Genomic DNA, 25482 nt, shown 5'->3' on the forward strand with positions numbered 1-25482 from the left:
ATTGTCGGTCTACCGCTCATTTCTATTCTTAATGATCAGACTAGGGGTTTCAATATTGAAACGCTCAACTAGCTCAGTTTTTTGGATGGATCGCCCAATGAACCCATTTACTTCATTGGCCACGATTTCACGCTCATTATCGACGGTAATCATATGATAGGAGTTGCCAAGCCAAATCATGCGACGAGTTTCTGAGCTAATGCCGCTCAAAATTAAATTAGGATTTTTGGGGGAGGCGGTTTCATCATCGATAGCATGAATGATTAATGCATCCGAGGTAATGTCACTCAAATTCTTTTTGGTAGCGCTGATGAGTCGTAGTGACTGGTAGAGATTTTTTGCGGGGAGGTGGGCCGCTCCAAGCTCGCTAACAGCATTTGCCATAACGGCCTTTTGAATATGGCGACGCAACTCTTTATTTTTAACTCCAAAGGGTTCGACTTCTTTGTAATGCCAATTCCTGATCCCTAGGCGGTAAACGAGCGAAAGGAAAGGGTGGTACCAGGGTATGGACCACCCATCAAAAAGCAGAACTGGTGACAGTAAGGAGATGCTCTGGATGGACGAGTTTCGACTGGCGACTGCAAGTGCAAGGGTGGCTCCCATGCTTAGCCCAACTAAAGAAACGGATTTATGGGTTTGTCCCAGGTCAATGACGAACTGATCAACGGCCTCGATCCAGTCGGTGAAATCACTGGCGCCAGTGTGGGCAGAGTAGCCCAGAATTTTGGGAATGGCATAAGTATGCCCAGATTGGCGCAATAATCTAGGAATCGCTCCCAACTCTAACTCTGAACCGCAAAGGCCGTGCAAAAGCACTACCGCGTGCCCTGAATTACCTTGATAGAATGTCTCGTATCGATCCGGTTGATCTGCAATTACTGTCATTGGGTGCATTAAAGCCCATATTTTTATAGAACCTCATTATTACTCATGAAAATAAAAAATTCGAAGCGTTGGGCAAGAAGTGGTGCTGAGGCCTATTTTTTTGCGGTATTTGGGGTTTTTGTGGCTTTTTCCATACGCTATAGCCTGCATATTTTTTTGCAGGGCAATATCCCAATGACCTTCTTTATCCTCAATACAATCTTGATCGCGCTTTTTTACGGGTATGTGCCAAGCTTGCTTACGATTGTGCTCTCAGTTCCTTTAGCCTTCTTTTTCTTTGTACCCCCCTTTGACTCATTCGATACCCCAACACCTCAGGATTCATTTGTTTTCCTGTCTTATATCCTGATTGCATTTATTGCCGTTGGGGTTGTTGAATGGCTTCAGAGGGAGCGCTATAAAGCAATATTGCTGACCAACGTAAGTAACAGCAATTTTCAGCTGTTAAGTGAGGCTAGCTCTTCTCTAAAAAAAGCCCAAAATACTATTTCTCACGGCAAAACCTAGTCAATTGCTTCTTGGGCCGCATTTATTACTTTTCAGTCGCTGGTTAATGCAATTTGAGGAAAATTGTGTGAGAATCTAAGGATGTGTAGATTTCTAGGATTTTTCCTCACCTTTTGCTTGGCTTTGCCTGCGGGCGCAGCTGGTCTCGGCTTTAATCCTTTTGAAAAATCTTCTCCAACTTCTGCTGGGGCTACTCAAAACAATCGTCCTGCAGGGCCGGCATCTGGACCCGCTCCTAAGGGGCCAGCACCTACTGCTGGACCGAAAACCCAGCCTGCCACTCCGCCAACAAATAATTCAACCCCTCAACAGACTAAAAAATAGCCCTTAGCCCTTGCTAGCGCTGTTTTCGTCTTTGAAGTCAGTTATTTAGGCAACTGGTGTGTCCCATGGCTTTACGCCTTATTTAAATCTATATGCAACGGCTGCGAATATGTTGTCCTGAAATGATTTGTTCATTACTGGACTGCTATTGATGCCGGCACCCATCCACTTTCGTTTTGCGTACACATTTAAATACCAGTCGTCTACGATCGGGACCTCTATTAGCATTCCTGCTAATAAATTATTGGTAGCGGGCGCTGTATAGGCTGAATATCCTGTTGCGCTAGCTTGCCCGGAGCTTAGGCCATAGTAATAGTTGGCGAACTGAGAGGATTGGCGTTCAATGCCCAATTGAGGGTAGATGATGATCTTTTTAACTGTTTCGATTTCAGCAAAGTAAAGTAATTCATACAAGGCCCCTTTGGATTTTCCAAAGTCATGATACGCATTCAAGAATATCGACCCAACCGGAGTTTCCTGTAGGGTTCCAAAACCCAGTGGAATGGGATCACTATTGTTGATTGAATTATTGTTATAAGGCGATTTAATCTTGTAGGAGTCAAGACTGACTTTTCCAACGATCTCAAAATAACCATAGCCCATTTTGAAGGTTTTAATACCAACTTCATCAATACGCACGAAAAAACGTTGATAGTCAAAAAATGCATAGGGAAGGACAAGTGATTGAGTTCCTTCGGTTCCAATATGTAAATTTGATGTGTAGACTGCGGCACCAATATCCCCAACAATACGGTCCGGTAGTCCATCGGGGAATTCAGCCTCTGAGTGTGCAGGCACACTCATTACACAGACAGCGAACAAAGTCAGAATTCGTATTATTTGGTTCATATTGAATTGATTCAGTCGTATTGTTGGGGCTAAGTGTAGAGAGGCTTGTCTTTTTTTCAGAGCTTCAATTGATTAATGTTTCTAGGATACCTGAGTTAGTAGTCATATTCGCAACGTAAGTCTCTAACTTTTAAACAAAGTGTATTGTCAGCTCATGATAGATACATGCAAGTCGATCATGGGACGGTAAGTGTTAGTTTCTGGTTTTCCCCATAGTGACCTTAGGCTTAAGGGCCGCCGCATACAATGGCTCTACTGCTGGCATAAGGGCATTAAGTTGTTCGATTCTGGTTTCTCCAGAGGGGTGTGTGGACAGAAATTCTGGGGAACTCTTATCCTTTGTTGCTGTAATCATCTTCTGCCAGACGCTGATAGCCCCTTGGGGGTTATAGCCAGCTCTTGCTGCGAGTTCCATACCAATTGCATCCGCCTCGGATTCATTCTCTCTTGAGTTTGGTAAAACAATTGCGTATTGCGCTACCTGGTTAGCGGCGCTGACAGCAGAGCCATATGGACCAGCTACCGCCATAGCAATGCTCACCAGTATATTTTGCGCAGCCGCTTGCGAGACTCGCTCCCTGCCATGCTCTCTTAATGCATGAGCAATTTCATGCCCCATGATTGCCGCAATCTCATCATCATTGAGATTAAGCTGCTCAATTATTCCCGTATAAAAAGTAATCTTTCCGCCTGGTGCGCAGGTGGCATTTAATGTTGGCGCTTCAATTAGTGTCAGACGCCAATCCCATTGCTTCGTATCGTCGCGAAATGCTTCAGTTTGTGGAATCAGTCTATTTGCCACAACCTTCAGGCGATCATAGGTGGAGCCCGAAGTGACTAATATGTTTTTCTCTTTTGCTTTTTGATTTTGCTCGTTATAACTTGTCGCTGAAAGGCGATTGACTTCATCGGCAGAAGCCATCATAAATTGAGATCGATTGATGCCGACTGTTCCGGGGCGGGTAGTATTGGCGCATGCCGAGAGCAGGGCAGTCGCCGCAAGGATCCAATAGATGCGGATATCCAACTGAATCCTTGCCTTGACTGTTTTATAGTTTTATTGCTTTTTCTTTGGCGCGCTAATGGATGCGGCCATCGCATCATAGTAGACAACCTTGACTTGCTCACCAATATTTACATCAGCCAATAGCTGTGGATTTTTAACGGTTACCACGGTAACTTTGCCGCTTGGTCCTTTAACTGATACTAACTTTTTAGCGCGTTCCACATCTACGATGTCCGCAATAATGGTTGTTGTGTTGGAAATCGTGCGAGAAGGTTTTTCGCCGTTTTTGGATGCGGTCTCAGAAGATGTTTCTACCTTGCTACGAATGCCGTCACTCTTGGTTTTAATGAGCTCGATAGCTACAGCTAGCTCATAAGTAACATTTAAACGATCGCCTTTTTTAATCTGGTCGAAATTTTTAATCTCAGGACCTGCTACAAATTTTGATTCGCCTTCATTATTGTTGAAATAGATAGTGCGAGTTTTTTTGTCAATTTTGCTAACGACACCTTCATACAGTTCGAATACATTGTCAGTTACGGCCGCATCGACAACAATCGGCTTAGTGTTATTGACAGATTGCGCCAGCGCAAAAAAAGGGCTTGCCAAAAGTGCTGTGGTCACCAATGAGATTGGAGCGAACTTAATTTTCATAACTTTCCTTATTTTTTAAGTATTTCTCGTGTGATATTAGCGTATTTTTGGCGATATTTTGATATTAAGCCGCACCCGGTCGCCTTCAAGGAAATTTAATGTCTTCTTTGATAAGATCAGATTCTTAACCCCATTCATGCAACAAAAGGATTCATATGCCCCGTTTTGCCGCCAACCTCACAATGCTGTTTACCGAGCAACCATTTTTGGAGCGCTTTGCACTAGCCAGGATTGGCGGATTTAAGGCGGTCGAATTTCTTTTTCCTTACGCCTTTGATGTTAACGATATCAAATCAGCTTTGGATAACAATGCACTGAAGTTGGTTTTGCACAATTTGCCTGCTGGTGACTGGGATTCAGGGGAGCGAGGGATAGCCTGCTTACCTGATCGTATTGAAGAGTTTCGTGCTGGCGTAGCCAAGGCTATTGAATATGCTACAACGCTAGGGGTTCCTCAGTTAAATTGCCTGGCTGGTAAGGTGCCGGAAGGGGTTGATCGAAAAGTTTTACATGAAACTTTTGTGAGCAATCTTCGCTTCGCCGCATTAGAGCTTCAAAAAGTGGGCCTCAAACTCCTCATTGAGCCGATTAATACCTTTGACATTCCCGGCTTCTTCTTATCTAAAACCGAACAAGGTATAGAAATCCTGAATGAGGTTGGTGCGGAGAATGCTTTCTTGCAATACGACATCTATCATGCTCAGCGTATGGAAGGTGAGCTGTCCAATACGATTCAAAAACACTTCAATCGCATTGCGCATATTCAGTTGGCCGATAACCCCGGCCGCAATGAGCCCGGCACTGGTGAAATTAATTATGAATACCTCTTTGATTTATTTGATAGGCTGGGCTATGCAGGCTATGTAGGCTGCGAATATAAGCCTTTGAAATCTACTGAGGCTGGCCTTGCTTGGATGGGCAAATACGAACAGCTATAAGAATCGGTAATGATTAAGTTAAAAAATACAAAGATAAAAGAAGGGTAAATTCATGAGTAAATTAAAGTTAGGCTTTGTAGGATTGGGCATCATGGGTGCACCAATGGCAGGCCATTTGATAGCTGCCGGCCATGAGGTATTTATTAATACTCGCAGCAAAGTTCCAGAAGAGCTCGCTAGTACTGCCGCTATTATTTGCAGCTCTCCTGCGGAAGTGGTCCAGAAGGCGGACATTATTATCACCATGGTGCCGGATACTCCTGATGTGGAGAAGGTGCTGTTTGGAGCAAATGGTATTGCTTCAACCCTCACTAAGGGTAAGGTGGTAATTGATATGAGCTCAATCTCTCCTATCGCCACAAAAGATTTTGCAAAGAAAATTAATGCGCTTGGTTGCGAATATCTTGATGCGCCTGTTTCTGGTGGTCAATTAGGCGCAAAGGGTGCAACCTTAACGATTATGGTGGGCGGAAGTGATGAGGCTTTTGCGAGAGTTAAGCCTGTGTTCGAATTAATGGGTAAGAACATTACCCTGGTAGGTGGAAATGGGGCTGGTCAAATTACCAAAGTGGCCAACCAAATTATCGTTGCCCTCAATATTGAAGCGGTTGCAGAAGCATTGGTCTTTGCGGCAAAAGCAGGCGCAGACCCCTCGAAAGTTCGCGAAGCATTAATGGGCGGCTTTGCAAGCTCAAAGATTCTTGAGGTTCATGGTGAGCGCATGATCAAAAGAACATTTGATCCCGGATTCAGAATTGAGCTTCATCAGAAGGATTTGAATTTAGCGTTGAGTAGCGCTAGAGCGTTAGGGGTTTCATTACCGAACACAGCCACTGCGCAAGAATTATTTAATTCCTGTTCAGCTCACGATGGTAAATCTTGGGATCACTCTGCTATGGTTAAAGCGCTAGAAAAGATGGCAGATTTTGAAATTGGCCAAAAAAGTTAACAGGCGTTTATGACAAAAACCTTATTAGTCTATCTCCACGGCTTTCGCTCTTCGCCAAATTCCTCTAAAGCAATGCTGACGAGGGAAGCGGTGAGGGCGCTTTCATCCGCTGAAAATGCATATGAATGGTATTGCCTTCAATTGCTCGCCTCCCCTAAAGAGAGCATGGATATGGTTACCGCTTACATAGACCAAGCACATGCCGATCGCATTGTCGTTATTGGATCTTCTTTGGGCGGCTTTTACACCAATTACCTTGCTGAAAAATATCAATGCAAAGGCGTTGTACTTAACCCTGCAGTTTTTGCTGCTAGGGAGTTGGAGCCGCATGTGGGCTTAATGACCGCATATGACAGTGATGAGCCGTTTGATTTTAAGTCTGAATATATTGATGAGTTGAGGGCCCTGCAGGTAAATTGCATCACATCTCCTGAGCGCTATTTTTTAATTGCAGCCAAAGGCGATGAGTTACTTGATTGGAAAGAGATGGTTGCCTTTTATGCGGGAGCAAAGCAACTTGTTCTAGAGGGAAGTGACCACGGTATTGCTGATTACGCCAAATACCTACCTTTCGTTATAGACTTTATCAAGCCATAATTTTTTTGAGATATCAACCGATAAAGCAGTTCGATGTGATTCGCAGAAACTCATTGTGGATAGTTATTTCTGCAATCTTCCTCTCCATTGCTGGGCATCTTATTTTGTTCTTTGGTATTCCTTTTATTTCATTTAGGACTCCACCACCAGTTCCAGAAGATTTGATTATCAAAACTGATATTCGGGTTGAACCCCCCCAAAAGATTCAACTATCAGCCAAGCCAAAAAAGAAATTACCGCCAAAGACATCGAGCACCAACGCAGCCAAGACCATCAATCAACCAATGGAGGCGGAGCAGGGTGGAGCGCTCGGCAATCAATCTGGTCAAGCATTTATATTGCCAGAGTCGAGCACTTTGTATTACGACGCATTTGTTGATGGTCAGCTTTATCAAACAGGTCAATTGGATTGGGTGACCGATGGAAGAAACTATCGTCTTTATGTCAATATTCCTTATGCGCTAGTTGGCCCATTTGTATTTGAGTCTCGCGGCTCTGTGGACGCCTATGGACTTGCCCCATCAATTTACTGGACTCAACGTGGTACTAAGCCCCCTCGATATTCCCGTTTTGATCGAGATCCAAAAGGGGCGGGGAAGATGTTCTTTTCTGAGAAGCCGGAATTTACTCCGGATTTACTTCCCGGAACTCAAGATCGCTTTAGTCTGATGTTTCAATTTGCCTCTCTTTTGAACGGTAGCAATCAGATCGATGAAGCCGGCTCAATCAAAGCGCTACCAGTCGTTGACTACAACACCTTGGAGATGTGGCAATTTAAGAGCTACGGTGAATTGGAGTCTGAGGACATACCAAGCCTAGGAAAGACGGTAAATCGTCATTACGCCCTCATGCAGCGTGAAAATGATCCCTACAAGCGACAGGTCGACATTTGGCTTGCTAGAGACCTAGATTGGCTTCCAGGGCGCATTAGATCACGCGAGTCAAATGGTAGGGTCGTAGAGCTGATATTCAGGCAAAAAGCACCGATTGATAAGGCCAGACTACTAAATTAAATGTCGGAACCCGATTTTGGATTTGGGTTGGATCGATTGAGTAAGGCGCCCATCATTGAATACAGGGCCGCTCCAGACATTGATACAGCGAAGATGCCAGAGAAGGAGATGATGATTGGAAGGATTCTCCAGCGCTCAGAAAGCGTGTAATCCCCATAACCAACCGTTGTGTACATTTCACCAGCAAAGTAAAAGGTCTGTGGATTTGTGGGAAAAACCTGCAATGCCACACAAATATAAGACCAGGCAACAATTTCAATTAAGTGGCTGGCAATAATCAGCAAGATCGCTATGAAATAGGATAGAAAATTAGCCCCATAAACTCGTCTATTTTCTAGCTTTCTGTCTAGCCAGTGAAATGCGCCTGCAATCATTAGTACCGCAACGCCATGAAGTGTCAGCATCAGGCACGCCAGTACAAGCACAAACCAAATTTCACTGTTTCCCATGTCCGTATTGATCTCAGTGAATAAGACGCTGAAACTGGGTAAGTTGTGAAACCCGGGTAGACCGGTAAAGTGATCAAGAATATACATTTGCTATCCCTGCGGGGTATTGCTTACTAAGTGACATTTCTTGTTTGACATAATAATTATTATACGCAAATTGCGAATATGTTCTTATGAGCCAAACTTCTTTGGGCCGCCTGGATATGGCTGTTTATATAGCTTCTGCCATCTAGCCAGTAAACCGTCACGAATATCGGATTTACTAAAAAGCTCCGCCACATCAATTGCAGAGTAACCTTCATGATTACGCATTCGCAAATCCGCGCCATTGTCTAAAAGATATTTAATGAGGAGTTCATTGCCAGAACTGACGGCCATCATTAAAGGTGTTGTGTCACTTGGGCTCAAAGCATTTACCATGGCGCCATTAGCAATCAAAAATTTGGCTACATCAAGCTTTCCTGTCGTACATGCGTAATGTAACGGTGCCCAGCCTGTTTTATTAACGTCAGCCTTCTTGGTGAGCACTAAAGTCTCGACTAATGGCAATTCACCTTCAATAGAGGCCATCATCAGAGGGGTTTCGCCACTTTTATTGCTTAAATTGACGTTAGTAGCCTTATCCGCAAGCAAAAGATCGACAACCTTAAACGACTTATCCCTAATGGCAATAATCATCATCGGATTGCCGTTTGGATCCAGCGTATTCGGGCTAACCCCCGCTGAAATTAGAGACTTCACTTCGGAAGCATCATCGAACTTTGCCGCCTTCGTGAAGTCAGCAATTTGATCGGCAGTTTGAGCCAGGACCAAGCTGGAAATGAAGATACATACAGCGTTAGCCGCGAAAATAAATTTGAAAGAATTTCTCATGAAATCGCTCTATCTATATGAAAACATTTAAAAAAATTATTAGAAGTTTGTGCGGCAAGCCGTTCAACCGAAACTTCTTTAAGGTCGGCGATAAATTCACCGACTTTAGATACCCAGGCAGGCTCATTAGTCTTGCCTCGATATGGAATTGGCGCCAAATATGGGGAATCTGTCTCGATCAGCATACGCTCCAAGGGAACCGCTTTGCAGGTGGCCTGCAGGTCCTTAGCGCTCTTAAAAGTCACAATTCCAGAAAATGAGATGAAGAAGCCCATATCAATGGCCGCTTTTGCTACTTCAGCACTCTCTGTAAAGCAATGCATTACCCCGCCAATTTGATTTGCGCCCTCCTCTTTGAGGATCCTCAGGGTATCTTCAGATGAAGATCTGGTGTGAATGATTAATGGTTTCTTAGAGGCGATAGATGCTCGAATATGCACTCGAAAGCGCTCTCTTTGCCACTCCATAGATTCATAAGATCTATCACCCATTCGGTAGTAATCTAAACCCGTCTCGCCAATTGCGATGATCTTGGGATGCTTAGCCTGTTCAACGAGAAATTCAAAGCTAGGCTCAGGAGTATCTTCATAGTCTGGGTGAACCCCGACAGATGCATATAAATGAGGATGATCTTCTGCCAATTGAAGAACCTTGGGGAAATCTGGAATATCCACTGAAACACAAAGCGCATGACTTACTTTAGCGGCGGCCATATTGGCCAAAACCTCAGGGAGTCGAGTTTGGAATTCAGGGAAATCGAGGTGGCAATGCGAGTCTATAAACATGACTCGCTATTTTAGTCTTCAAATACCTGTTGATATTGAGAAAGCAAGGCTTCCAATTGAATGCGATTGGCCAGGGGGTGGTTTTCATGTCTGCGCGCCTGAATCAAGGATTTCCAGAAACGCAGTAATTTTGGTAGGCGAGCCTGTTGCGCAAGCGCTTTGATGCTAGCTTCATGTTTAGGGTAATAACGAGGTGCGCCCATTTGAGCCGCGCTTTGGAGATCTGACGCCCAGCGCTGCATGGTCGCCAGTAGCATGGAATATCGGGCCTTTTGGGTCTTCTCCGCTGCATCAAGCCAATTAATACGAGAACCCTGTGACATGGCTTGCAGTAAATAGCGCGATGCCTGGATGGCAATTGTCAGCTCATCTTTATCATCTTTATTGTGACGGGCAATTAGCGAGTCTAAAACTGCATAAGGCGCCCCACCCTGCTCATCGTAAATTGATTCAACATCAGCGGCAGAGATCTTGAGGTCTGTCATGCCACTCAGCCGCTGCCTTAGCCAGAGTAAGCCTGCAGTACGATCTGGCCGCGGGGCTGCAAGAAGCCTGCATCGCGAGCGAATAGTTGGTAGAACCCGATCCAATCTATCTGCCAGCAAAATAAAAATGGTATTCGCTGGTGGCTCCTCAAGCGATTTAAGAAGTGTATTTGCAGAATCTGAGCGCAACATCTCTAGAGGGTAGATCAAAATGACGCGATTTCCGCCGCGATGAGAACCAACGGACAAGCCCTCAATAGCACTACGAGTCTCTTCAATAGAAATGTTTTTCTTCTCTTTTTTTTCGGCAGCTTCGCCATCTCCATCGACTTGCGTTGCTTTCGATTTCTTGGGTAAATCTACATCAACATCAAAGTCACCATGAGGCAAATACTTTCGATGCGTTTCCGGTACGAGCGTAATAAAGTCCGGATGGTTTCCAGAATTAAACCAACGACAGCCATCACATTGGTTGCAGGGTTTGGCCGAGGAGATTGGGCTCTCACATAAAAGCGCTTTAGCAAGCTCAATGGAGAATTTAAGCTTACCTATCCCAGATTGGCCATGAATCAATACTGAACTTGGAAATGCGGAAAGATCCATTGCATCCCAAAGGGGCTGGAGCCATGGCGCCAACTGCTTAGCCACCCGATTTTGATCTACTAAACTATTCATCGACAAGTTTGATATCAAGTTTCTGAAGGCCTGACCAAATACTTTCTTGAGTTTGAGTGGCATCAACTAGGTGAAAGCGTTTGGAATCCGCTTTCGCTCTGCGGAGATACTCTTGTCGAACTTTTTCAAAAAAAGTTAAATCCATTTGCTCAAATTTATCTGGGGCTCGAACCTTTGATCTGCGGACCTCCGCGACGGTGCCTGGCAGATCGAACAAGATGGTCAGATTAGGTTGCAACAGACTTCCATCCGCGCGACCTTGTACCCATCTCTCTAAATCATTTAATTTATCCAGACTCAATCCCCTGCCACCACCTTGATAGGCAAAGCTTGCATCGGTAAATCGATCGGAGATGACAATTTTTCCAGATCTGAGTGCTGGCTCGATGACTTGAGCGATGTGTTCTCGACGAGCAGCAAACATCAATAAGGCCTCGGTCTCCAAATTCATTGGCGCATCTAACAACAAACCTCGCAATTGCTCGCCCAACTGAGTGCCACCTGGCTCCCTGGTAAGTACTATCTCGCGATCAGGGTGGCGGTCTTTAATAAGCTGGGCAAATGATTCAATGTGAGTACTTTTACCGGCACCATCAATACCTTCGAAGCTAATGAAATATCCTGGAAATTGAGCTGTCATAACCATTATTGTGAATTTGTTTTTGCAGGGATGTTACGTTTACGCTGGTATTGGTCAACCGCACTCTCATGCTCTTTTAGGGTTTTAGAAAAGTGACTTGTACCATCCCCTCGGGCGACAAAATAGACGGCATCACCCTTAGCAGGATGTGCGGCAGCAAGGAGAGATTCCTTGCTGGGCATTGCTATGGGTGTAGGGGTTAATCCTTTATGCATATAAGTATTGTAGGGACTGTCCTTGCGAAGATCTGCTTTTCTTAAATTCCCATTAAATTGGGGTCCAATCCCATAAATCACGGTAGGATCGGTTTGAAGCGGCATTTTTGAATTCAGCCGATTGGTAAAAACGGAGGCGACTAGAGTTCTATCACTAGAACGCCCTGTTTCCTTCTCAACAATAGACGCAAGAATGAGGAGTTCGTATGGGGATTTCAAGGGGCTACTAGGCTCACGTTGTTCCCAGGCGGTATTTAGCTGCTTCTGCATTGCTTGTGCTGCACGTCTGTAGATAGATAGATCGGAATCATCGGGGTCAAATACATAGGTATCCGGGAAGAAAAGCCCCTCATCTCCCGGGTAACTTAAGTTCAAGGCCCCCAATAATTGCTTTGGGCCCATATTCTTCGTTTGATGAATTAATGCTGGATGATTGTCAATTGCCGCCCGCAATTGCCAAATAGTCATTCCCGGAATAATCGCAATGCTCTCCCGCACTCGATCTCCACGCGCAATTTGGAGCAAAACCTTGCCTAGACTTCCGCCAATTGGCAGCAAATAAGTGCCAGGCTTTAGCTTAGACCCAACAAATAGGGCTCTAGCAGCAATTTGCAATGGTAGTGCTTGGGTCTTAATCCCTTGATCAGCTAGCTGTTGAGAAATGGCTGAGAGGCCAGATTGAGGGAGAATTTTTACTCTATAGCTTAAGGGGTCGGTCCCGCTCGAAATATTAGATGAGGCCGGCACAACAGGCCATAAAAAAATAACCCCATAAAAAAGACATAGGGCTGCAAGCCCTAAAAGCACCAAAGATTTCCAGCCTTTGGTTTTTACCTTTCCCGTAAAGAGAGTTCTACCCTGAAATTTTTTGCTCATGGCACTATGATAAAAGCTCATGAGTTCTCACATCACAAAAGTACATCGTAATGACCCTAACCCAAGCCTGTAATACAACCGCCCTTGCTGACTGGGGGTTAATTTTGGTGGAGGGTGCGGATGCGGCATCTTTTTTACAGAATCAGCTCACTAACTCTGTTTTGGGCTTGACAGGCACCAAGCCAGGGGAAATTGCTGCCGGACATGCATCCACAAGATTGGTGGGCTATTGCAATCCTAAAGGTCGCTTATTAGCAAGTGCATGGATAGCGCTGTATTTCGATGAAAGTAATTCAGAGAATCGCTTCGCCCTCTTCATCTCAAAAGATATTGCATCAAGCATTGCTAAGCGCCTCTCTATGTTTGTATTGCGCTCTAAAGTGAAGGTGATCGACGTTTCTCAGGATTGGGAGATTTCGGGAATCTATGAGGAAGGCCAAGCGCCATTACTGTCTCCCGAACGGCAGCAGTCGCTGGCACTTCAACTGCCAGATGTACTAAGTGATGGCAAAACTTTCAAGCGTGTATTGATTGCCCAATCTAAAGAAACACATGCCAATCCAATGCCCAATGAGTCTGCTTTAGCTCAATGGAATTCACTTGAGGTGCTAAGTGGAATTCCACGTATTGTCTTGGCGACGCAAGAACAATTCATACCGCAAATGATTAATTTCGAATCCGTTTATGGCGTGGACTTTAAAAAAGGTTGCTATCCAGGCCAAGAAATTGTGGCTCGCAGCCAGTATCGCGGTGCGGTTAAAAGACGGCTTCAACTTGCGCATGCTGACAGTACTGATTCCAATCTTGCATTAAGTATGCCGGGTGTTGAGCTCTTTCATTCAGATGACACTTCTCAACCCTGTGGCATGGTGGTGCTTGCTGCACCAAACCCTTCATCTCCAAGCAGAATTGATTACCAAATAGAGTGCAAATTAGACGCACTTGAGACTGGAGTGGTCTACCTAGGCTCTAACAATAGCGCTGTGCTAAAAATAGACTCATTACCCTACCCTTTGGTAGAAATTTAATCGTTTTATAACGAAATACTAATTCATCATGTGCCTCATTTTGTTTGCCTGGAAATCCCACCCAGACTACCCATTGGTGGTTGCCGCAAATCGTGATGAATTTTATGAGCGCGATACAGAGTCGATGGCATGGTGGCCAGAACATCCGCATGTATTAGCGGGAAAAGATAAGGCAGATGTATTGGGGAGCCCCGGTACATGGCTCGGCTTCACCAAAACCGGTCGCTTTGCCGCCCTAACGAACGTTCGCGCTCCGAGTGAAAAGAATCCTGATGCCAGAACTCGTGGTGAGTTATCTCTACGCTATCTCACCGGTCAGCATAAGCCGCATGCATTCATTCAGGAGCATGCCAAGCGCTTTGATCAGTACAACGGTTTTAATTTGCTGATGGCTGACTTAAGCGATCCAGAGAATGCTGAAATGCACTGGGTCAGTAATCGCCTCATGATGGGAAATACCATTCGACCAAGAAAAGTATTCCCAGAGCAATCATTAAATCCAGGCGTCTATGGATTATCCAATGCCATGCTTGATACGCCATGGCCAAAAGTGAATCATCGAATTGCTGCATTTGCTCAAACATTGGCCATGGATAGCGGTGAACTAAAAAACTCTGATCATTACCTTCGACTTCTATCCGATACTCATGAAGCCAGCCCGCAGGAGTTACCCAATACGGGCGTCAATAAAGACTGGGAAAAAGTCTTGTCTGCCGCTTTTATAAAAACACCCGTGTATGGAACGCGATCAAGTACTATTTTGCGCGTTCGTAAAGATGGTAATTTTGAAATGGTTGAAAGACGCTTTGATGCTAACGGCACCATCGGTCACGATGTTGTCACTGGGGAGCTTAGCGCTGCCCCAGGGTCAAATTTATCCGTTTAGACTGCCCAAGCAAAAATTATTGCTGGCGCATATCCTCGTTGATAGTGCGCTCACCATCCGCATTCTTGGCGGCAAGACGCTTTAGGTATTTAAAAGTGCCGGTAGCCATACAACAGATTTCGCCTTGGTCGTTATAGAGCTTTGCCTCACAAAAGGCCATCGTTGCAGTACGACGAACTGTATCGGCCTTCACTCTTAAAACGCCATTAGCGGCTTGCATGAAATTATTTTTCATTTCAATGGTTACAACGCTACGATCGCCAGGATCGCCAGAGCGCGCTGCTACAGCCATTGCAACATCCATCAAAGTTAGCAACACCCCACCATGGGCTACATCCCAAGTATTTGTGTGCTCAGGTTTCAGGGCTAGGAGTATCTCCCCTTTACCCATTTCTGCGCTAAGGCAGCGAACGCCCAAGAGCTTCAAAAAAGGGACATTGAGCTCTTCACCTAAGTTTGCGAGCTGTGTGGCGGCATTAAGCTGTACTTTATTAGTCATGGGGCTATTTTAGAGGGTTCTGCGACAGATGGGAATTCCTCATAGAATACAAAAATGCCTTTTACGTTACGTGGTGGTGATGTTTGCCAGACCACCTTTCCAGATCCTCTACCCAATCCCTACTGGGTTGCCTTTTCTTCTGAAGTGGCAAAGCTCATTGATTTGAAGATGGGCAACAACAGATTTCCATGTGATCCTCAATGGTTAGAGGTTCTGGCTGGTAATGCCTTAGAAACAGCGGATATGCAGTTTTCAGAGCCCATTTCAACTGCTTATAGCGGTCATCAGTTCGGGGTTTGGGCTGGTCAATTAGGTGATGGCCGGGCAATCCTCCTTGGGGATATGAATGGGCAAGAGTTGCAGCTAAAAGGTGCAGGCATGACCCCCTACTCCCGCATGGGAGATGGACGAGCCGTGCTGAGATCATCCATTCGGGAATTTCTCTGTAGCGAAGCAATGTATGCGCTTGGCATACCTACCAGTAGAGCACTCTCTGTGGTGGGCTCAAAACAAGCTGTTAGACGCGAAACGATTGAAACGGCTGCGGTGTGCGCGCGTGTTGCCCCCAGCTTTATTCGGGTTGGACACTTCGAGCATTTTGCCTCTCTTCAAAACACGGTTCGATTAAAGGAATTGGCAGACCTTTTGATTGATCGATTTTATCCAGAATGTGCCACAACAAAAGATCGCTACCTTCATCTATTTAAGGAGGTATCGAATAGAAATGCAAAACTAGTTGCCCAGTGGCAATCGGTTGGTTTTTGTCATGGTGTTTTAAATAGCGACAACATCAGCGTGCTGGGACTAACAATTGACTACGGACCATTTGGATTCTTAGATCAATTGGATTTTGAGCACATTTGCAATCATAGTGATCATGGGGGTCGATATGCCTATCAACGTCAACCACAGATCATGCACTGGAATATGGCCTGCTTAGCGAGTGCAATGCTTCCCCTGATTGCGCTTGGGCGCTCGATGGAGGAGTCTCAACAACTGTTACGTGCAGCATTAGAGGAATTCCCGGCTGTATACGCCCATGAATGGTTAACACTATTCCGTGGCAAGCTAGGTTTGCAGGTACAGCACGATGGGGACCTCAAATTGATCGAAAGATTGCTTAAGGCAATGCATCAATCACAAGTAGACTTCACTAACTTCTTCCGTGCGCTGGGAGACGTTCGAAAAGCAGATGCGCCTTCGATGACCCAGCTAAGAAATCAATTTATAGACATTCAAAGTATTGACGCTTGGTTATCTGACTATCTAACAAGACTACAGCTAGAGGTCTTGGAGGATATGGATCGAAAAGATCTGATGAATCGCACCAATCCAAAATATATCCTTAGAAATCATCTTGCGCAGAGCGCTATTGAAAAGGCGCAACAGGATGACTTTTCTGAAGTAAGTACATTATTCGCTATATTAAAGAAGCCTTTTGACGAGCAGCCTGAATATGATGCGTACTCGAACCCACCTCCAGCAGGCGCACAAAAGGTTGTCGTCAGCTGCTCCTCCTAACTAATGCTACATTTATTCATGACCAAAAAAACTAACCAAGAATATAAGAACGAATTAAGCGATATTCAGTATCGAGTCACTCGAGAAGCTGCTACAGAAAGACCATTTACTGGTGAGTACTGGGATCACTGGAATGATGGGCGGTATACCTGTATATGTTGCGGAACGCCACTCTTTCAATCCTCAACCAAGTTTGATGCAGGATGTGGCTGGCCTAGCTATAACGCGCCAGAAAATCATGATGCCATCATCGAGGTGCGGGATATGTCCCATGGAATGATCAGAACAGAGGTTCGTTGCTCCAACTGCGATGCACATCTAGGACATGTATTTGATGATGGACCTCAACCAACAGGTTTGCGTTATTGCATTAATTCTGCATCTTTGAAATTTGAACCCACCGACAATACCAAGCTATCTAAGGATGTGTAACTCCAAAATAGCGGGATAATGTGCCTATGAAATTCTTATTCGACCTCTTTCCCATCATCCTATTCTTTATCGCCTTCAAATTTGGTGATATCTATACTGCGACCATTGTTGCCATGGTTGCAACCATTGTTCAAATTCTTTGGGTCTATTATCGTCACCGAAAAATAGATGCTATGCAATGGGTTAGCTTGGTTATGATCCTAGTTTTTGGCAGCCTTACTATTTTTTTACACGATAAAACATTCATTCAACTGAAGCCTACTGCCCTTTACTGGCTATTCTCAGGCGCTCTTTTTATTAGCGCTCAATTTTTCCAGAAGAATTGGATTCAAGTATTAATGGGCAAGCAGATCACCCTCAAGGAGCACAGCTCCAAGTCTGTTTGGCATCAGATCAACATGGCCTGGGCCTGCTTTTTCTTTCTGATGGGGGCTCTCAATTTATATATCGCCTTCGAGTATTCCGAGGAAGCCTGGGTGAACTTTAAGTTGTTCGGCAGTACTGGTTTATTGCTAGTGTTTGTCATTGCCCAAGGCGTTTGGCTCAGTCGACATATGGAGCAGCCTACGGAATGAGCATTAATCAGGAGCGCATTAAACAATTTGAGCTGGATCTCAGGGGTGCATTCTCGGTTATCGAGCTGCATATCGAAGATGAAAGCCACCTACATGCTGGGCATGCAGGTGCCGCTAGCGGTGGCGGCCACTTCAAGGTGACTATTGTCGCCCCTGAATTCAGTGGCCTGAGCCAAGTTGCCCGCCATCGTTGTATCTATGCCGCCCTTCAGAGCCACTTTCCTGCTGCAATTCATGCCCTGACAATTAGAGCATTGACACCTAGTGAAAGCACCAATTAGAGCTTCCTTGCTTTAATATTAAGCACCACTGTTATAAAAAAACATACACAACCAATTATGCTAAACACACGCCAAATTTTGACTATTAGCGCACTGAGCGCCGCCCTACTGACTACAACTGCTGTTGCGCAAAATGCAGCAATCGTCAATGGCAAACCCATTCCAAAAGCCCAGCTAGATAAGTTAGTGCAAAAATCAAATCAACCAGATAACCCGCAGGTCCGTGACCAGGCTAGAGAAATGCTAGTGACCCGCGAGCTCATTCTGCAAGAGGCCAACAATCGCGGTGTCACCCAAAAAGAGTCTGTTCGAGAGCAGCTAGAGCAATCCAAAATGGGGGTATTGATTGCAGCCGTGTTTGAAGATTACATAGAAAAAGAAGGTGTCGCAGAAGCTGACCTGAAATCAGCCTACGATCAGGTTAAAGGCCAATACACTGGCAAGGAATATCACGTTGAACACATCTTGGTTGAAAAAGAGTCTGATGCGAAAGCCATCATCGCCCAAATTAAGGGAGGTGGAAATTTTGAGCAAATCGCCAAAGAAAAGTCTAAGGATCCAGGCTCGGCCCCAAATGGTGGTGACCTTGGCTGGGTAAGCGATAAAGCGCTTGTTCCAGAGTTCTCAAAAGCTATGGTGCAATTGAAAAATGGTCAAATTACCGACAAGCCAGTTAAATCACAATTTGGTTGGCATATCATTAAGCTAGATGATGTGCGCGATATGAAGGTGCCAAGCATGGAGGAGTTGAAGGAGCAGCTCAAGCGCATGATTACTGCAGATCAAAATTGGCAGAAAGCCAAGTTTTCAGAAATGATGCAAAAACTCCGCGCTAAGGCAAAGATTCAGTAAATTTGACGCCACATCTTCAACGAACCCAGGCTTATCCCTGGGTTTTTTCATTCCCAACATAAAACATCAATTGGCTTTATATTTAAACGCATGATGATCCTCCACACGATGCTAAGAGTCGGCAATATGACTCGTTCTATTGATTTTTACACCAAGGTATTGGGTATGAATCTGCTGCGCACAACAGAACGCCCCGAGCAAAAATACTCGCTAGCATTTGTGGGCTTTGGCAGAGGAAATCTTGATGGCCAATCTGAGATCGAGTTAACTTACAACCATGGGGTTAAGAGCTATGACTTGGGATCTGCCTATGGGCATATAGCCATTGCTGTACCCGACGCTTACGCGGCATGTGAAAAGATCAAGTCAGCTGGTGGCAATGTAACCAGAGAGGCCGGTCCTGTTATGGGCGGCGATACGGTGATCGCTTTTGTTACCGACCCAGACGGCTACAAAATCGAGTTGATTCAGGACTAATGTTCTTGGCGTAACCTTGAATCAGGGCCCCAACCAGCTGCGAGTTATCCAAAGTCTTTCTGATATCCCTGAAAGCGATTGGAACGCCCTGTTGCCCGCAGATGCGGGACCATTTCTCAAGCATGAATTTCTCAATACCTTAGAGCAAACAGGATGTGTCGGTGGCAATACCGGTTGGCAAGTTGCGCACCTAATTGTTGAAGATGCCAATGATAAGTTGATTGGGGCGGTGCCTTTGTATCTAAAGCAGCACTCCTACGGGGAATTTGTTTTCGACTGGGCTTGGGCTCAAGCCTATGAGCAAAACAATATGCCCTACTACCCCAAGGCCCTCTGCGCGATTCCATTTACCCCTGTGCGTGGAGCTAGATTGCTAGTCTCGCCTAACGGCAATCACAATCAAGTTCAAGAGCTACTCATCAATGCACTGAAAGCGCTTGTTACACAAAATGGCCTCTCTTCGGCACATGTACTTTTCCCCGAGGAAGCTGAGTTAAGTAAATTGAAAAATCAAGGCTTTATGCTGCGAGACTCAGTACAGTTTCATTGGCACAATCAACAATACCAAGACTTTGAACAATTTCTTGCAGCACTCACAATGAAGCGCAGGAAAAATATTCGCAGAGAGCGTGCTGAAGTTGCCTCAAGAAATATTGAGTATCGCCATATTCCGGGAAATATTGCCTCGCCAGAGGACTGGAAATTCTTTTATCGCTGTTACGAAAATACATATTTAGAGCATCAATCAAGTCCGTATTTAACTGAAGAATGCTTTCAATTGCTGGGGCAGCGTCTCCCAGAAAATTTTCATCTAATCATTGCCAGTCAAAGTGGAAAGTCCATTGCCTCGTCATTGCTGGTAGTGGATCAATTGACATCTAAAGCTTATGGTCGTTATTGGGGTGCAATTGAGCATGTGCCTTGCCTTCATTTTGAGCTAGCCTATTATCAAGCAATTGAGTATTGCATCGATCAAGGCATCCAATTATTTGAAGGGGGCGCTCAGGGTGAGCATAAGATGGCCCGCGGATTTTTACCAACCACCATCCAGTCAGCGCACTGGATTGCAGATGCGGGTTTTGCTCAGGCGGTCAAACGCTTTTTAGAGCGAGAGAGCGAGGGGATGGCGGCTTATGTCGATGAGCTTGAGCAGCATAATCCCCTGAAATCGACTAAAGTATGACAATGACATCTTCAAGCAATAAATCAGTTGAGCAGACCTCAGCAAACTCTCTAGCGGTAGGCGACGAAACCTCTGACTCTCCATGCATTGGTGTGTGCACCACCCTTTACGATGAAATCTGTCAGGGATGTGGTAGAACTCTCAATGAAGTGAGTAACTGGGTATTTTTAAGTCAGGAAGAGAAAGATTCCGTGTGGAAACGCATTCGTGCAGAAGGCACTGCAACGCGTTTCCAACGTCAAACTAAAGAGAGTTAACCGGCCAGGGCTTGGCTACGCAAATACTCTTCGTAGGTTCCCGAGTAGTCAGAAATCGTGCCATCCATCTTCACCTCTAAGATGCGATTTGCTAAAGCAGAAACAAACTCGCGATCGTGAGAAACGAAAATCAAAGTGCCCTCGTATTTCTCAAGTGCAATCTGTAAGCTCTCAATGGATTCCATATCCATGTGGTTAGTTGGCTCGTCCATTGCAAGAACATTATATTTTTGAAGCATCAATTTACCCCAAATCATTCTGCCCTTCTCGCCACCAGATAGCACTTTGACGGACTTGCCAATATCGTCGCCTGAGAATAGCAAGCGGCCCAATGTGCCACGGATCACTTGATCATCGTCGCCTGTATTACGCCAGTTATTCATCCAATCCATGAGCAATTCGTCTTTTGCGAACATCTCAGTATTGTCTTGAGGCATCACGCCGACACTGGCATTTTCAGCCCATTTCACATCACCACTATCAGCGGCAATACCATCAAAGCGTTTGCTCAAGATAGTTTTTAGCAGTGTTGTTTTACCTGCACCGTTTTGTCCAATGATGGCAATCTTTTCACCAGCACGTACACCTAGCTTAAAGTTTTTGAAGATAGTGCGGTCATAGGCCTTAGTTAGCGCATTGCACTCAACAGCCATATTGTGAAGCTTTTTCTCAGCGTCAAAACGAATAAATGGATTCTGGCGTGAAGATGGTTTGACCTCAACAATCTCAATTTTTTCTAACTGCTTTTGACGTGAAGTCGCCTGACGCGCTTTTGATGCATTTGCTGAGAAACGAGCAACGAAAGCCGCTAATTCAGCAATTTTTTCTTTAGCCTTAACATTGTTGCTAAGTTGCTGCGTTCTTGCCTGAACGGATGCCAGCATGTAGGAGTCGTAATTTCCAGGATAGACTTTCAGCGTCCCAAAGTCCATGTCAGCCATATGTGTACACACCTCATTGAGGAAGTGGCGATCATGGGAGATGATGACAATCGTGCTCTTAATTTGATTGAGAATGTCTTCTAGCCAATGAATAGAGTGAATATCTAAGTTATTGGTTGGCTCATCCAAGAGCAATACATCTGGATCAGAGAATAAGGCTTGCGCTAACAATACGCGCAACTTCCAGCCCGGAGCCACTGCACTCATTGGGCCATTGTGTTGCTCAATCGGAATGCCGATACCTAACAACAACTCTCCTGCTTTTGCCTCCGCGGTATAGCCGCCGTACTCAGCATACTTTCCTTCGAGCTCCGCAGCCTTCATGTAATCTTCATCAGTTGCCTCTGCGTTTGCATAGATGGCATCACGTTCTGCTGCAGCCTTCCACATCTCCTCGTGACCCATCATTACAACGTCAAGGACGCGCACATCTTCATATGCAAACTGATCTTGGCGCAATTTACCCAAGCGAATACCGGGATCCAAGCTTACGTTTCCACTGGTTGGCTCGAGCTCTCCACCCAAAATCTTCATGAAAGTGGATTTACCGCAACCGTTGGCACCGATTAGCCCGTAGCGATTACCACCGCCAAACTTAACGGAAATATTTTCAAACAGGGGTTTTGCCCCGAACTGCATAGTGATATTGGATGCTGACAACACGGATGGGTTCTTACTTTCTGATATTCAAATTCTTGGGGGCGGATGCAGGTTTTGCATCAAAGACCAATATTTTAACGGTTTGCAGCCAAAAAAGCCCTAAATTAGACTTTCACCTTAAATGGCGTGAAATTCGTATGAATATCGTAGAAATCCTCATTCTCTTTTCGCTTCAAGAATGCCACTACAGCGTAAGTTAAGGGGGTTGCAAGCACCTCCCAACCCGTTTTGAGTAGGTATTGAATAAAGGCCACTTGGATAACCTCATCTAGAGGCCAGAGTCCATAAAAAGCCAAAACATAGAAGAGGGATGAATCCACCAGTTCCCCGGCTGCAGTGGAGCCAATTGTCCTCATCCAGAGAAAACGTCCTTGGGTCCAGATCTTCATCTTGGCTAGGACATAGCTATTTGTAAAACTGCCGCACCAAAATGCGCACATCGATGCAAGAGCGACCCGCCAAGAATTGCCAAATACCGTTTCCATCCCCTGTTGATAATTGGCCATGTATTGCCCTGGAGCAACGGGTAATGCGATAGCAATTTGAGCCATGATCGCAGCAAAAGCAAGGGCGGCAAAACCAGCCCAGACTGCCCGGCGGTCATAGGCAAAACCATAAACCTCGGTAAGGATGTCACCAAAAAAATAAGAAATTGGAAAAAATAGAATCCCAGCTCCGAAAATCACGGACCCAAAGTAAGGTAGGTGAATCTCGGCAGCCTTCCCTGCCCCGATAAAGTTAGAGCAGAGTAAAACCACCACAAAGGCGGCCAGTATTAAGTCGTAATAGCGATGATGCCGTCTAGGTGAGCTCATAAGTCCAGAAAAATGGATAATAGAACAAAGAATATCCGCATTCCTGGCATTTCACAGGATGCAACACAAAAACTAACGTTAGGACGATGAAACATCATGAGTAAAGCAAGCTTTAATTGGGCGGACCCCCTGCTTCTGGATACCCAACTGACCGAGGAAGAGCGCATGGTACGTGATGCTGCGGCTGAATATGCTCAAGGGCGACTCATGCCAAGAATCCATGATGCCTATCGCAACGAAACTACTGATCCAGCTATTTTTAGAGAGATGGGTGAGTTAGGACTTCTCGGAATTACCATTCCAGAGCAATACGGCGGAGCAAATCTCAATTATGTGTCTTATGGTTTGATTGCTCGCGAAATCGAGCGGGTTGACTCAGGCTATCGCTCCATGATGAGTGTTCAATCCTCTTTGGTAATGGTGCCCATCAACGAGTTTGGAAGCGAAGCTCAGAAACAAAAATACTTACCTAAGCTCGCCACCGGTGAATGGATTGGTTGCTTTGGCTTAACAGAGCCCAACTTTGGCTCTGATGCTGGTGGGATGATTACACGCGCCAAAAAAGTTCCTGGAGGATTTTCATTAACCGGCTCAAAAATGTGGATTTCCAACTCCCCTATTGCCGATGTGTTTGTGGTGTGGGCAAAAAATGATGAGGGCTTAATCAGGGGCTTCATTCTTGAAAAAGGTATGAAGGGCCTATCGGCTCCGAAAATCACCGGAAAGATGGGTTTACGAGCCTCGATTACCGGTGAAATCGTAATGGATGAAGTTTTTGTTCCCGCTGAGAATGAGTTCCCAGAAATTACCGGCCTAAAAGGCCCATTCACTTGCCTTAATTCAGCCCGCTATGGGATTGCTTGGGGTACTCTTGGCGCAGCGGAATGGTGTTGGCATGCCGCGCGTCAATACACGATGGATCGCAAGCAATTTAACCGCCCATTAGCAGCCAATCAGCTGATCCAGAAAAAATTAGCGGATATGCAAACTGAAATTACACTAGCTCTTCAGGGTTGCTTGCGCTTAGGCCGCATGAAAGATGAAGGCATTGCCGCGCCAGAAATCACTTCAATAATGAAGCGAAACTCTTGCGGGAAGTCCTTGGATGTTGCACGCTTAGCAAGGGATATGCATGGTGGCAACGGCATCTCTGATGAGTATGGCGTGGTACGTCACATGCTCAACCTTGAGGTTGTAAATACCTACGAAGGTACACATGACATTCACGCCCTAATTCTGGGTCGTGCACAAACTGGTATTCAGGCTTTTAGTTAAGCGCCGACTGCAGTGATGATGTTCTTTGCTGCTTGAGCGAAGGCTTCATCACTGTCGCTTTCAAGTGCGACAAAATTCTCTTCCCGGTAATTTGGAAAGTTTCGCACGATAGATGCCTGATAGGATGGGTCGTAATGCATTACCAACAGCTCTTCCACTAAGGCGTCAAACTCACCGCGTTCAATTTCCTCATGCCACTTTTCAATTTGAATCTTGCCGTAACGCGAGGTTAATAGGCCAAGCTTTTGTTTAAAGCTATCGCGGTCATCTAGAAAATGGTGATAGTCTCGCAATAACCAAGATACACGTGTTGCAGTGCTTGCACGCAGTTCAATGCATTTGCCATTGCGAATCGAATCCATCAACGCGTCGGGTACATGTAAGCTCCCTACTTTTTTACTTTCAGACTCTACATAAACGATCCTGGATGAATCTAGTGAGTTCAAGGCATTCCAGATATTTGTTTCAAAGCCTTTTTGCGAGGGTTGATCGATATTAGGCTCATTACCGAGTACCGAGCCTCGATGAATAGCAAGAGCCTCAAGATCCAGGACTTGCTCACCTTGGGATCGAATTTCCTGTAGAACTCGAGTCTTGCCGCTGCCAGTCATTCCGCAGATCACTTGGAAGGAAAAGTCTTTGGCTGCTTGGTCTAGGCGATCAATCACCACCCGCCTAAATCCTTGATAGCCGCCCTCTAATTGCATCGCCTTCCAGCCGATTCGATTGAGGATATGTGTGAATGCCCCGCTTCGCTCACCTCCGCGCCAGCAGTAAATGAGTGGCCTCCATTCTCTTGGGTGGTCAATTAGAGACTCTTCCAGGTGCCGAGCAATATTTCGAGAGACTAAGGCTGCGCCTAATTTTTTGGCCGCGAACGGTGATACTTGTTTGTAGAGCGTTCCAATCTGAATTCGCTCCTCATTATTCAAAACAGGAAAATTAATTGCGCCAGGAATATGGTCAAGAGCAAATTCCGCTGGGGACCTGACATCGATAATCGCATCAAAGTCACCGAGACATGAAGGAAGTCGTTCAATGCTGAGAATGTGAGGATTACTGGGCTGCAAGCAATGT

31 protein-coding genes are annotated in these 25482 nt (G+C 45.4%); 17 read left to right on the forward strand and 14 right to left on the reverse strand.

The annotated features are described in order from the left end of the window. Positions 1-9 precede the first annotated feature (9 nt). Positions 10-888, reverse strand: a complete 879-nt coding sequence (locus tag FD960_RS05250; RefSeq protein WP_215297734.1) for a carboxylesterase — start codon at positions 886-888, stop codon at positions 10-12. A gap of 45 nt (positions 889-933) precedes the next feature. Here FD960_RS05250 and FD960_RS05255 point away from each other — a divergent pair, with 45 nt between their 5' ends. Both FD960_RS05255 and FD960_RS05260 read left to right on the forward strand, forming a co-directional pair. After that, complete coding sequence (locus tag FD960_RS05255; protein WP_215297735.1) at positions 934-1395, forward strand: DUF4118 domain-containing protein; 462 nt, start codon at positions 934-936, stop codon at positions 1393-1395. An 81-nt stretch (positions 1396-1476) separates the two neighbouring features. After that, positions 1477-1719, forward strand: a complete 243-nt coding sequence (locus tag FD960_RS05260; RefSeq protein ID WP_215297736.1) for a hypothetical protein — start codon at positions 1477-1479, stop codon at positions 1717-1719. A 78-nt stretch (positions 1720-1797) separates the two neighbouring features. Here the strand turns inward: FD960_RS05260 and FD960_RS05265 are convergent, their stop codons facing one another. The 3 genes from FD960_RS05265 to FD960_RS05275 form a co-directional block, all read right to left on the reverse strand. Beyond that, entirely contained in the window at positions 1798-2568 is a 771-nt protein-coding gene (locus FD960_RS05265; protein WP_215297737.1) for a MipA/OmpV family protein, read from the reverse strand. 193 nt (positions 2569-2761) lie between these two features. Continuing rightward, positions 2762-3595: a M48 family metallopeptidase gene (locus FD960_RS05270; RefSeq protein ID WP_251369735.1), complete on the reverse strand. Its 834-nt coding sequence runs from the start codon at positions 3593-3595 to the stop codon at positions 2762-2764. A 30-nt stretch (positions 3596-3625) separates the two neighbouring features. Beyond that, the gene (locus FD960_RS05275) at positions 3626-4228 is read right to left on the reverse strand and encodes a hypothetical protein (protein ID WP_215297738.1); all 603 of its coding nucleotides are present in this window, start codon (positions 4226-4228) and stop codon (positions 3626-3628) included. A 155-nt stretch (positions 4229-4383) separates the two neighbouring features. Between FD960_RS05275 and hyi the strand changes: the two genes are divergently transcribed. From hyi to FD960_RS05295, 4 genes are read left to right on the forward strand one after another with little or no spacing between them, the layout of a single operon-like run. Further along, positions 4384-5166 carry a hydroxypyruvate isomerase gene (gene hyi, locus FD960_RS05280; RefSeq protein ID WP_215297739.1) on the forward strand — a complete coding sequence of 261 codons (783 nt, stop codon included), beginning with the start codon at positions 4384-4386 and terminating at the stop codon, positions 5164-5166. 52 nt (positions 5167-5218) lie between these two features. Continuing rightward, positions 5219-6115, forward strand: coding sequence for a 2-hydroxy-3-oxopropionate reductase (locus tag FD960_RS05285; RefSeq protein ID WP_215297740.1), 897 nt, complete (start codon positions 5219-5221; stop codon positions 6113-6115). A 9-nt stretch (positions 6116-6124) separates the two neighbouring features. Next, complete coding sequence (locus tag FD960_RS05290) at positions 6125-6712, forward strand: YqiA/YcfP family alpha/beta fold hydrolase (protein ID WP_215297741.1); 588 nt, start codon at positions 6125-6127, stop codon at positions 6710-6712. Between the two features lie 35 nt (positions 6713-6747). Further along, positions 6748-7725 carry a DUF3108 domain-containing protein gene (locus FD960_RS05295; RefSeq protein WP_251369736.1) on the forward strand — a complete coding sequence of 326 codons (978 nt, stop codon included), beginning with the start codon at positions 6748-6750 and terminating at the stop codon, positions 7723-7725. Here FD960_RS05295 and FD960_RS05300 read toward each other — a convergent pair. The 6 genes from FD960_RS05300 to mltG all read right to left on the reverse strand — a co-directional run bounded on the left by FD960_RS05300 (position 7722) and on the right by mltG (position 12723). Continuing rightward, positions 7722-8129, reverse strand: a complete 408-nt coding sequence (locus FD960_RS05300; protein ID WP_251369737.1) for an ion channel — start codon at positions 8127-8129, stop codon at positions 7722-7724. The two genes, FD960_RS05295 and FD960_RS05300, sit on opposite strands and share 4 nt — an antisense overlap. Before the next feature lie 216 nt (positions 8130-8345). Continuing rightward, on the reverse strand, positions 8346-9047 hold the full coding sequence (locus tag FD960_RS05305) for an ankyrin repeat domain-containing protein (protein ID WP_215297743.1): 702 nt from the start codon (positions 9045-9047) through the stop codon (positions 8346-8348). Further along, positions 9044-9832, reverse strand: coding sequence for a TatD family hydrolase (locus FD960_RS05310; RefSeq protein WP_215297744.1), 789 nt, complete (start codon positions 9830-9832; stop codon positions 9044-9046). Before FD960_RS05310 ends, FD960_RS05305 begins: the two co-directional genes overlap by 4 nt. Positions 9833-9843: 11 nt before the next feature. After that, positions 9844-10992, reverse strand: coding sequence for a DNA polymerase III subunit delta' (locus tag FD960_RS05315; RefSeq protein ID WP_215297745.1), 1149 nt, complete (start codon positions 10990-10992; stop codon positions 9844-9846). Then, positions 10985-11632 (reverse strand): dTMP kinase, encoded by a 648-nt coding sequence (tmk, locus tag FD960_RS05320; protein ID WP_251369738.1) that lies wholly within the window; start codon positions 11630-11632, stop codon positions 10985-10987. The genes FD960_RS05315 and tmk overlap by 8 nt, the downstream gene beginning before the upstream one ends. A 5-nt stretch (positions 11633-11637) precedes the next feature. After that, entirely contained in the window at positions 11638-12723 is a 1086-nt protein-coding gene (mltG, locus tag FD960_RS05325) for an endolytic transglycosylase MltG (protein WP_215297747.1), read from the reverse strand. A 50-nt stretch (positions 12724-12773) separates the two neighbouring features. Between mltG and FD960_RS05330 the strand changes: the two genes are divergently transcribed. Together FD960_RS05330 and FD960_RS05335 are read left to right on the forward strand one after the other, a co-directional pair. Continuing rightward, complete coding sequence (locus FD960_RS05330; protein WP_215297748.1) at positions 12774-13751, forward strand: folate-binding protein YgfZ; 978 nt, start codon at positions 12774-12776, stop codon at positions 13749-13751. Between the two features lie 28 nt (positions 13752-13779). After that, a complete protein-coding gene (locus FD960_RS05335) occupies positions 13780-14637 on the forward strand; it encodes an NRDE family protein (RefSeq protein ID WP_215297749.1) in 858 nt (285 codons plus the stop codon). Positions 14638-14653: 16 nt separating this feature from the next. Here FD960_RS05335 and FD960_RS05340 read toward each other — a convergent pair whose 3' ends face one another. Then, a complete protein-coding gene (locus tag FD960_RS05340; RefSeq protein ID WP_215297750.1) occupies positions 14654-15136 on the reverse strand; it encodes a PaaI family thioesterase in 483 nt (160 codons plus the stop codon). A gap of 54 nt (positions 15137-15190) precedes the next feature. Between FD960_RS05340 and FD960_RS05345 the strand changes: the two genes are divergently transcribed. The 8 genes from FD960_RS05345 to FD960_RS05380 all read left to right on the forward strand — a co-directional run bounded on the left by FD960_RS05345 (position 15191) and on the right by FD960_RS05380 (position 20714). Beyond that, positions 15191-16657, forward strand: a complete 1467-nt coding sequence (locus FD960_RS05345; RefSeq protein ID WP_215297751.1) for a YdiU family protein — start codon at positions 15191-15193, stop codon at positions 16655-16657. Positions 16658-16675: 18 nt separating this feature from the next. Then, on the forward strand, positions 16676-17089 hold the full coding sequence (gene msrB, locus FD960_RS05350; RefSeq protein WP_215297752.1) for a peptide-methionine (R)-S-oxide reductase MsrB: 414 nt from the start codon (positions 16676-16678) through the stop codon (positions 17087-17089). A gap of 26 nt (positions 17090-17115) precedes the next feature. Next, the gene (locus FD960_RS05355; protein WP_215297753.1) at positions 17116-17664 is read left to right on the forward strand and encodes a septation protein A; all 549 of its coding nucleotides are present in this window, start codon (positions 17116-17118) and stop codon (positions 17662-17664) included. Continuing rightward, complete coding sequence (locus FD960_RS05360) at positions 17661-17945, forward strand: BolA family transcriptional regulator (RefSeq protein WP_215297754.1); 285 nt, start codon at positions 17661-17663, stop codon at positions 17943-17945. Before FD960_RS05355 ends, FD960_RS05360 begins: the two co-directional genes overlap by 4 nt. Before the next feature lie 57 nt (positions 17946-18002). Next, complete coding sequence (locus FD960_RS05365) at positions 18003-18797, forward strand: peptidylprolyl isomerase (RefSeq protein ID WP_215297755.1); 795 nt, start codon at positions 18003-18005, stop codon at positions 18795-18797. Positions 18798-18887: 90 nt separating this feature from the next. Then, positions 18888-19274 carry a lactoylglutathione lyase gene (gloA, locus tag FD960_RS05370; protein ID WP_215297756.1) on the forward strand — a complete coding sequence of 129 codons (387 nt, stop codon included), beginning with the start codon at positions 18888-18890 and terminating at the stop codon, positions 19272-19274. A gap of 16 nt (positions 19275-19290) precedes the next feature. Further along, complete coding sequence (locus FD960_RS05375; protein WP_215297757.1) at positions 19291-20457, forward strand: GNAT family N-acetyltransferase; 1167 nt, start codon at positions 19291-19293, stop codon at positions 20455-20457. A gap of 2 nt (positions 20458-20459) precedes the next feature. Continuing rightward, positions 20460-20714 carry a DUF1289 domain-containing protein gene (locus tag FD960_RS05380; RefSeq protein WP_371817417.1) on the forward strand — a complete coding sequence of 85 codons (255 nt, stop codon included), beginning with the start codon at positions 20460-20462 and terminating at the stop codon, positions 20712-20714. Here the strand turns inward: FD960_RS05380 and FD960_RS05385 are convergent. Both FD960_RS05385 and FD960_RS05390 read right to left on the reverse strand, forming a co-directional pair. Beyond that, on the reverse strand, positions 20711-22318 hold the full coding sequence (locus FD960_RS05385; RefSeq protein ID WP_215297759.1) for an ABC-F family ATPase: 1608 nt from the start codon (positions 22316-22318) through the stop codon (positions 20711-20713). The two genes, FD960_RS05380 and FD960_RS05385, sit on opposite strands and share 4 nt — an antisense overlap. 101 nt (positions 22319-22419) lie before the next feature. Next, positions 22420-23130, reverse strand: a complete 711-nt coding sequence (locus FD960_RS05390; protein ID WP_215297760.1) for a queuosine precursor transporter — start codon at positions 23128-23130, stop codon at positions 22420-22422. 96 nt (positions 23131-23226) lie between these two features. Between FD960_RS05390 and FD960_RS05395 the strand changes: the two genes are divergently transcribed. Beyond that, positions 23227-24405, forward strand: coding sequence for an acyl-CoA dehydrogenase (locus tag FD960_RS05395; RefSeq protein ID WP_215297761.1), 1179 nt, complete (start codon positions 23227-23229; stop codon positions 24403-24405). On the opposite strand, the gene mnmH is transcribed toward FD960_RS05395, so the two are convergent. After that, complete coding sequence (gene mnmH, locus FD960_RS05400; protein WP_215297762.1) at positions 24402-25475, reverse strand: tRNA 2-selenouridine(34) synthase MnmH; 1074 nt, start codon at positions 25473-25475, stop codon at positions 24402-24404. The genes FD960_RS05395 and mnmH overlap by 4 nt on opposite strands. Between the last annotated feature and the right edge of the window lie 7 nt (positions 25476-25482).

The organism is Polynucleobacter sp. AP-Nino-20-G2 (assembly GCF_018688235.1).
Taxonomy (GTDB): Bacteria; Pseudomonadota; Gammaproteobacteria; order Burkholderiales; family Burkholderiaceae; genus Polynucleobacter.

Excerpts from the sequence above, each read along its gene's own strand:
- FD960_RS05250 (WP_215297734.1), bottom strand. The coding sequence starts at position 888 with ATGACAGTAATTGCAGATCAACCGGATCGATACGAGACATTCTATCAA.
- FD960_RS05255 (WP_215297735.1), top strand. The coding sequence starts at position 934 with ATGAAAATAAAAAATTCGAAGCGTTGGGCAAGAAGTGGTGCTGAGGCC.
- FD960_RS05260 (WP_215297736.1), top strand. The coding sequence starts at position 1,477 with ATGTGTAGATTTCTAGGATTTTTCCTCACCTTTTGCTTGGCTTTGCCT.
- FD960_RS05265 (WP_215297737.1), bottom strand. The coding sequence starts at position 2,568 with ATGAACCAAATAATACGAATTCTGACTTTGTTCGCTGTCTGTGTAATG.
- FD960_RS05275 (WP_215297738.1), bottom strand. The coding sequence starts at position 4,228 with ATGAAAATTAAGTTCGCTCCAATCTCATTGGTGACCACAGCACTTTTG.
- hyi (WP_215297739.1), top strand. The coding sequence starts at position 4,384 with ATGCCCCGTTTTGCCGCCAACCTCACAATGCTGTTTACCGAGCAACCA.
- FD960_RS05285 (WP_215297740.1), top strand. The coding sequence starts at position 5,219 with ATGAGTAAATTAAAGTTAGGCTTTGTAGGATTGGGCATCATGGGTGCA.
- FD960_RS05290 (WP_215297741.1), top strand. The coding sequence starts at position 6,125 with ATGACAAAAACCTTATTAGTCTATCTCCACGGCTTTCGCTCTTCGCCA.
- FD960_RS05300 (WP_251369737.1), bottom strand. The coding sequence starts at position 8,129 with ATGCTGACACTTCATGGCGTTGCGGTACTAATGATTGCAGGCGCATTT.
- FD960_RS05305 (WP_215297743.1), bottom strand. The coding sequence starts at position 9,047 with ATGAGAAATTCTTTCAAATTTATTTTCGCGGCTAACGCTGTATGTATC.
- FD960_RS05310 (WP_215297744.1), bottom strand. The coding sequence starts at position 9,832 with ATGTTTATAGACTCGCATTGCCACCTCGATTTCCCTGAATTCCAAACT.
- FD960_RS05315 (WP_215297745.1), bottom strand. The coding sequence starts at position 10,992 with ATGAATAGTTTAGTAGATCAAAATCGGGTGGCTAAGCAGTTGGCGCCA.
- tmk (WP_251369738.1), bottom strand. The coding sequence starts at position 11,632 with ATGACAGCTCAATTTCCAGGATATTTCATTAGCTTCGAAGGTATTGAT.
- mltG (WP_215297747.1), bottom strand. The coding sequence starts at position 12,723 with ATGAGCAAAAAATTTCAGGGTAGAACTCTCTTTACGGGAAAGGTAAAA.
- FD960_RS05330 (WP_215297748.1), top strand. The coding sequence starts at position 12,774 with ATGACCCTAACCCAAGCCTGTAATACAACCGCCCTTGCTGACTGGGGG.
- FD960_RS05335 (WP_215297749.1), top strand. The coding sequence starts at position 13,780 with ATGTGCCTCATTTTGTTTGCCTGGAAATCCCACCCAGACTACCCATTG.
- FD960_RS05340 (WP_215297750.1), bottom strand. The coding sequence starts at position 15,136 with ATGACTAATAAAGTACAGCTTAATGCCGCCACACAGCTCGCAAACTTA.
- FD960_RS05345 (WP_215297751.1), top strand. The coding sequence starts at position 15,191 with ATGCCTTTTACGTTACGTGGTGGTGATGTTTGCCAGACCACCTTTCCA.
- msrB (WP_215297752.1), top strand. The coding sequence starts at position 16,676 with ATGACCAAAAAAACTAACCAAGAATATAAGAACGAATTAAGCGATATT.
- FD960_RS05355 (WP_215297753.1), top strand. The coding sequence starts at position 17,116 with ATGAAATTCTTATTCGACCTCTTTCCCATCATCCTATTCTTTATCGCC.
- FD960_RS05360 (WP_215297754.1), top strand. The coding sequence starts at position 17,661 with ATGAGCATTAATCAGGAGCGCATTAAACAATTTGAGCTGGATCTCAGG.
- FD960_RS05365 (WP_215297755.1), top strand. The coding sequence starts at position 18,003 with ATGCTAAACACACGCCAAATTTTGACTATTAGCGCACTGAGCGCCGCC.
- gloA (WP_215297756.1), top strand. The coding sequence starts at position 18,888 with ATGATGATCCTCCACACGATGCTAAGAGTCGGCAATATGACTCGTTCT.
- FD960_RS05380 (WP_371817417.1), top strand. The coding sequence starts at position 20,460 with ATGACATCTTCAAGCAATAAATCAGTTGAGCAGACCTCAGCAAACTCT.
- FD960_RS05390 (WP_215297760.1), bottom strand. The coding sequence starts at position 23,130 with ATGAGCTCACCTAGACGGCATCATCGCTATTACGACTTAATACTGGCC.
- FD960_RS05395 (WP_215297761.1), top strand. The coding sequence starts at position 23,227 with ATGAGTAAAGCAAGCTTTAATTGGGCGGACCCCCTGCTTCTGGATACC.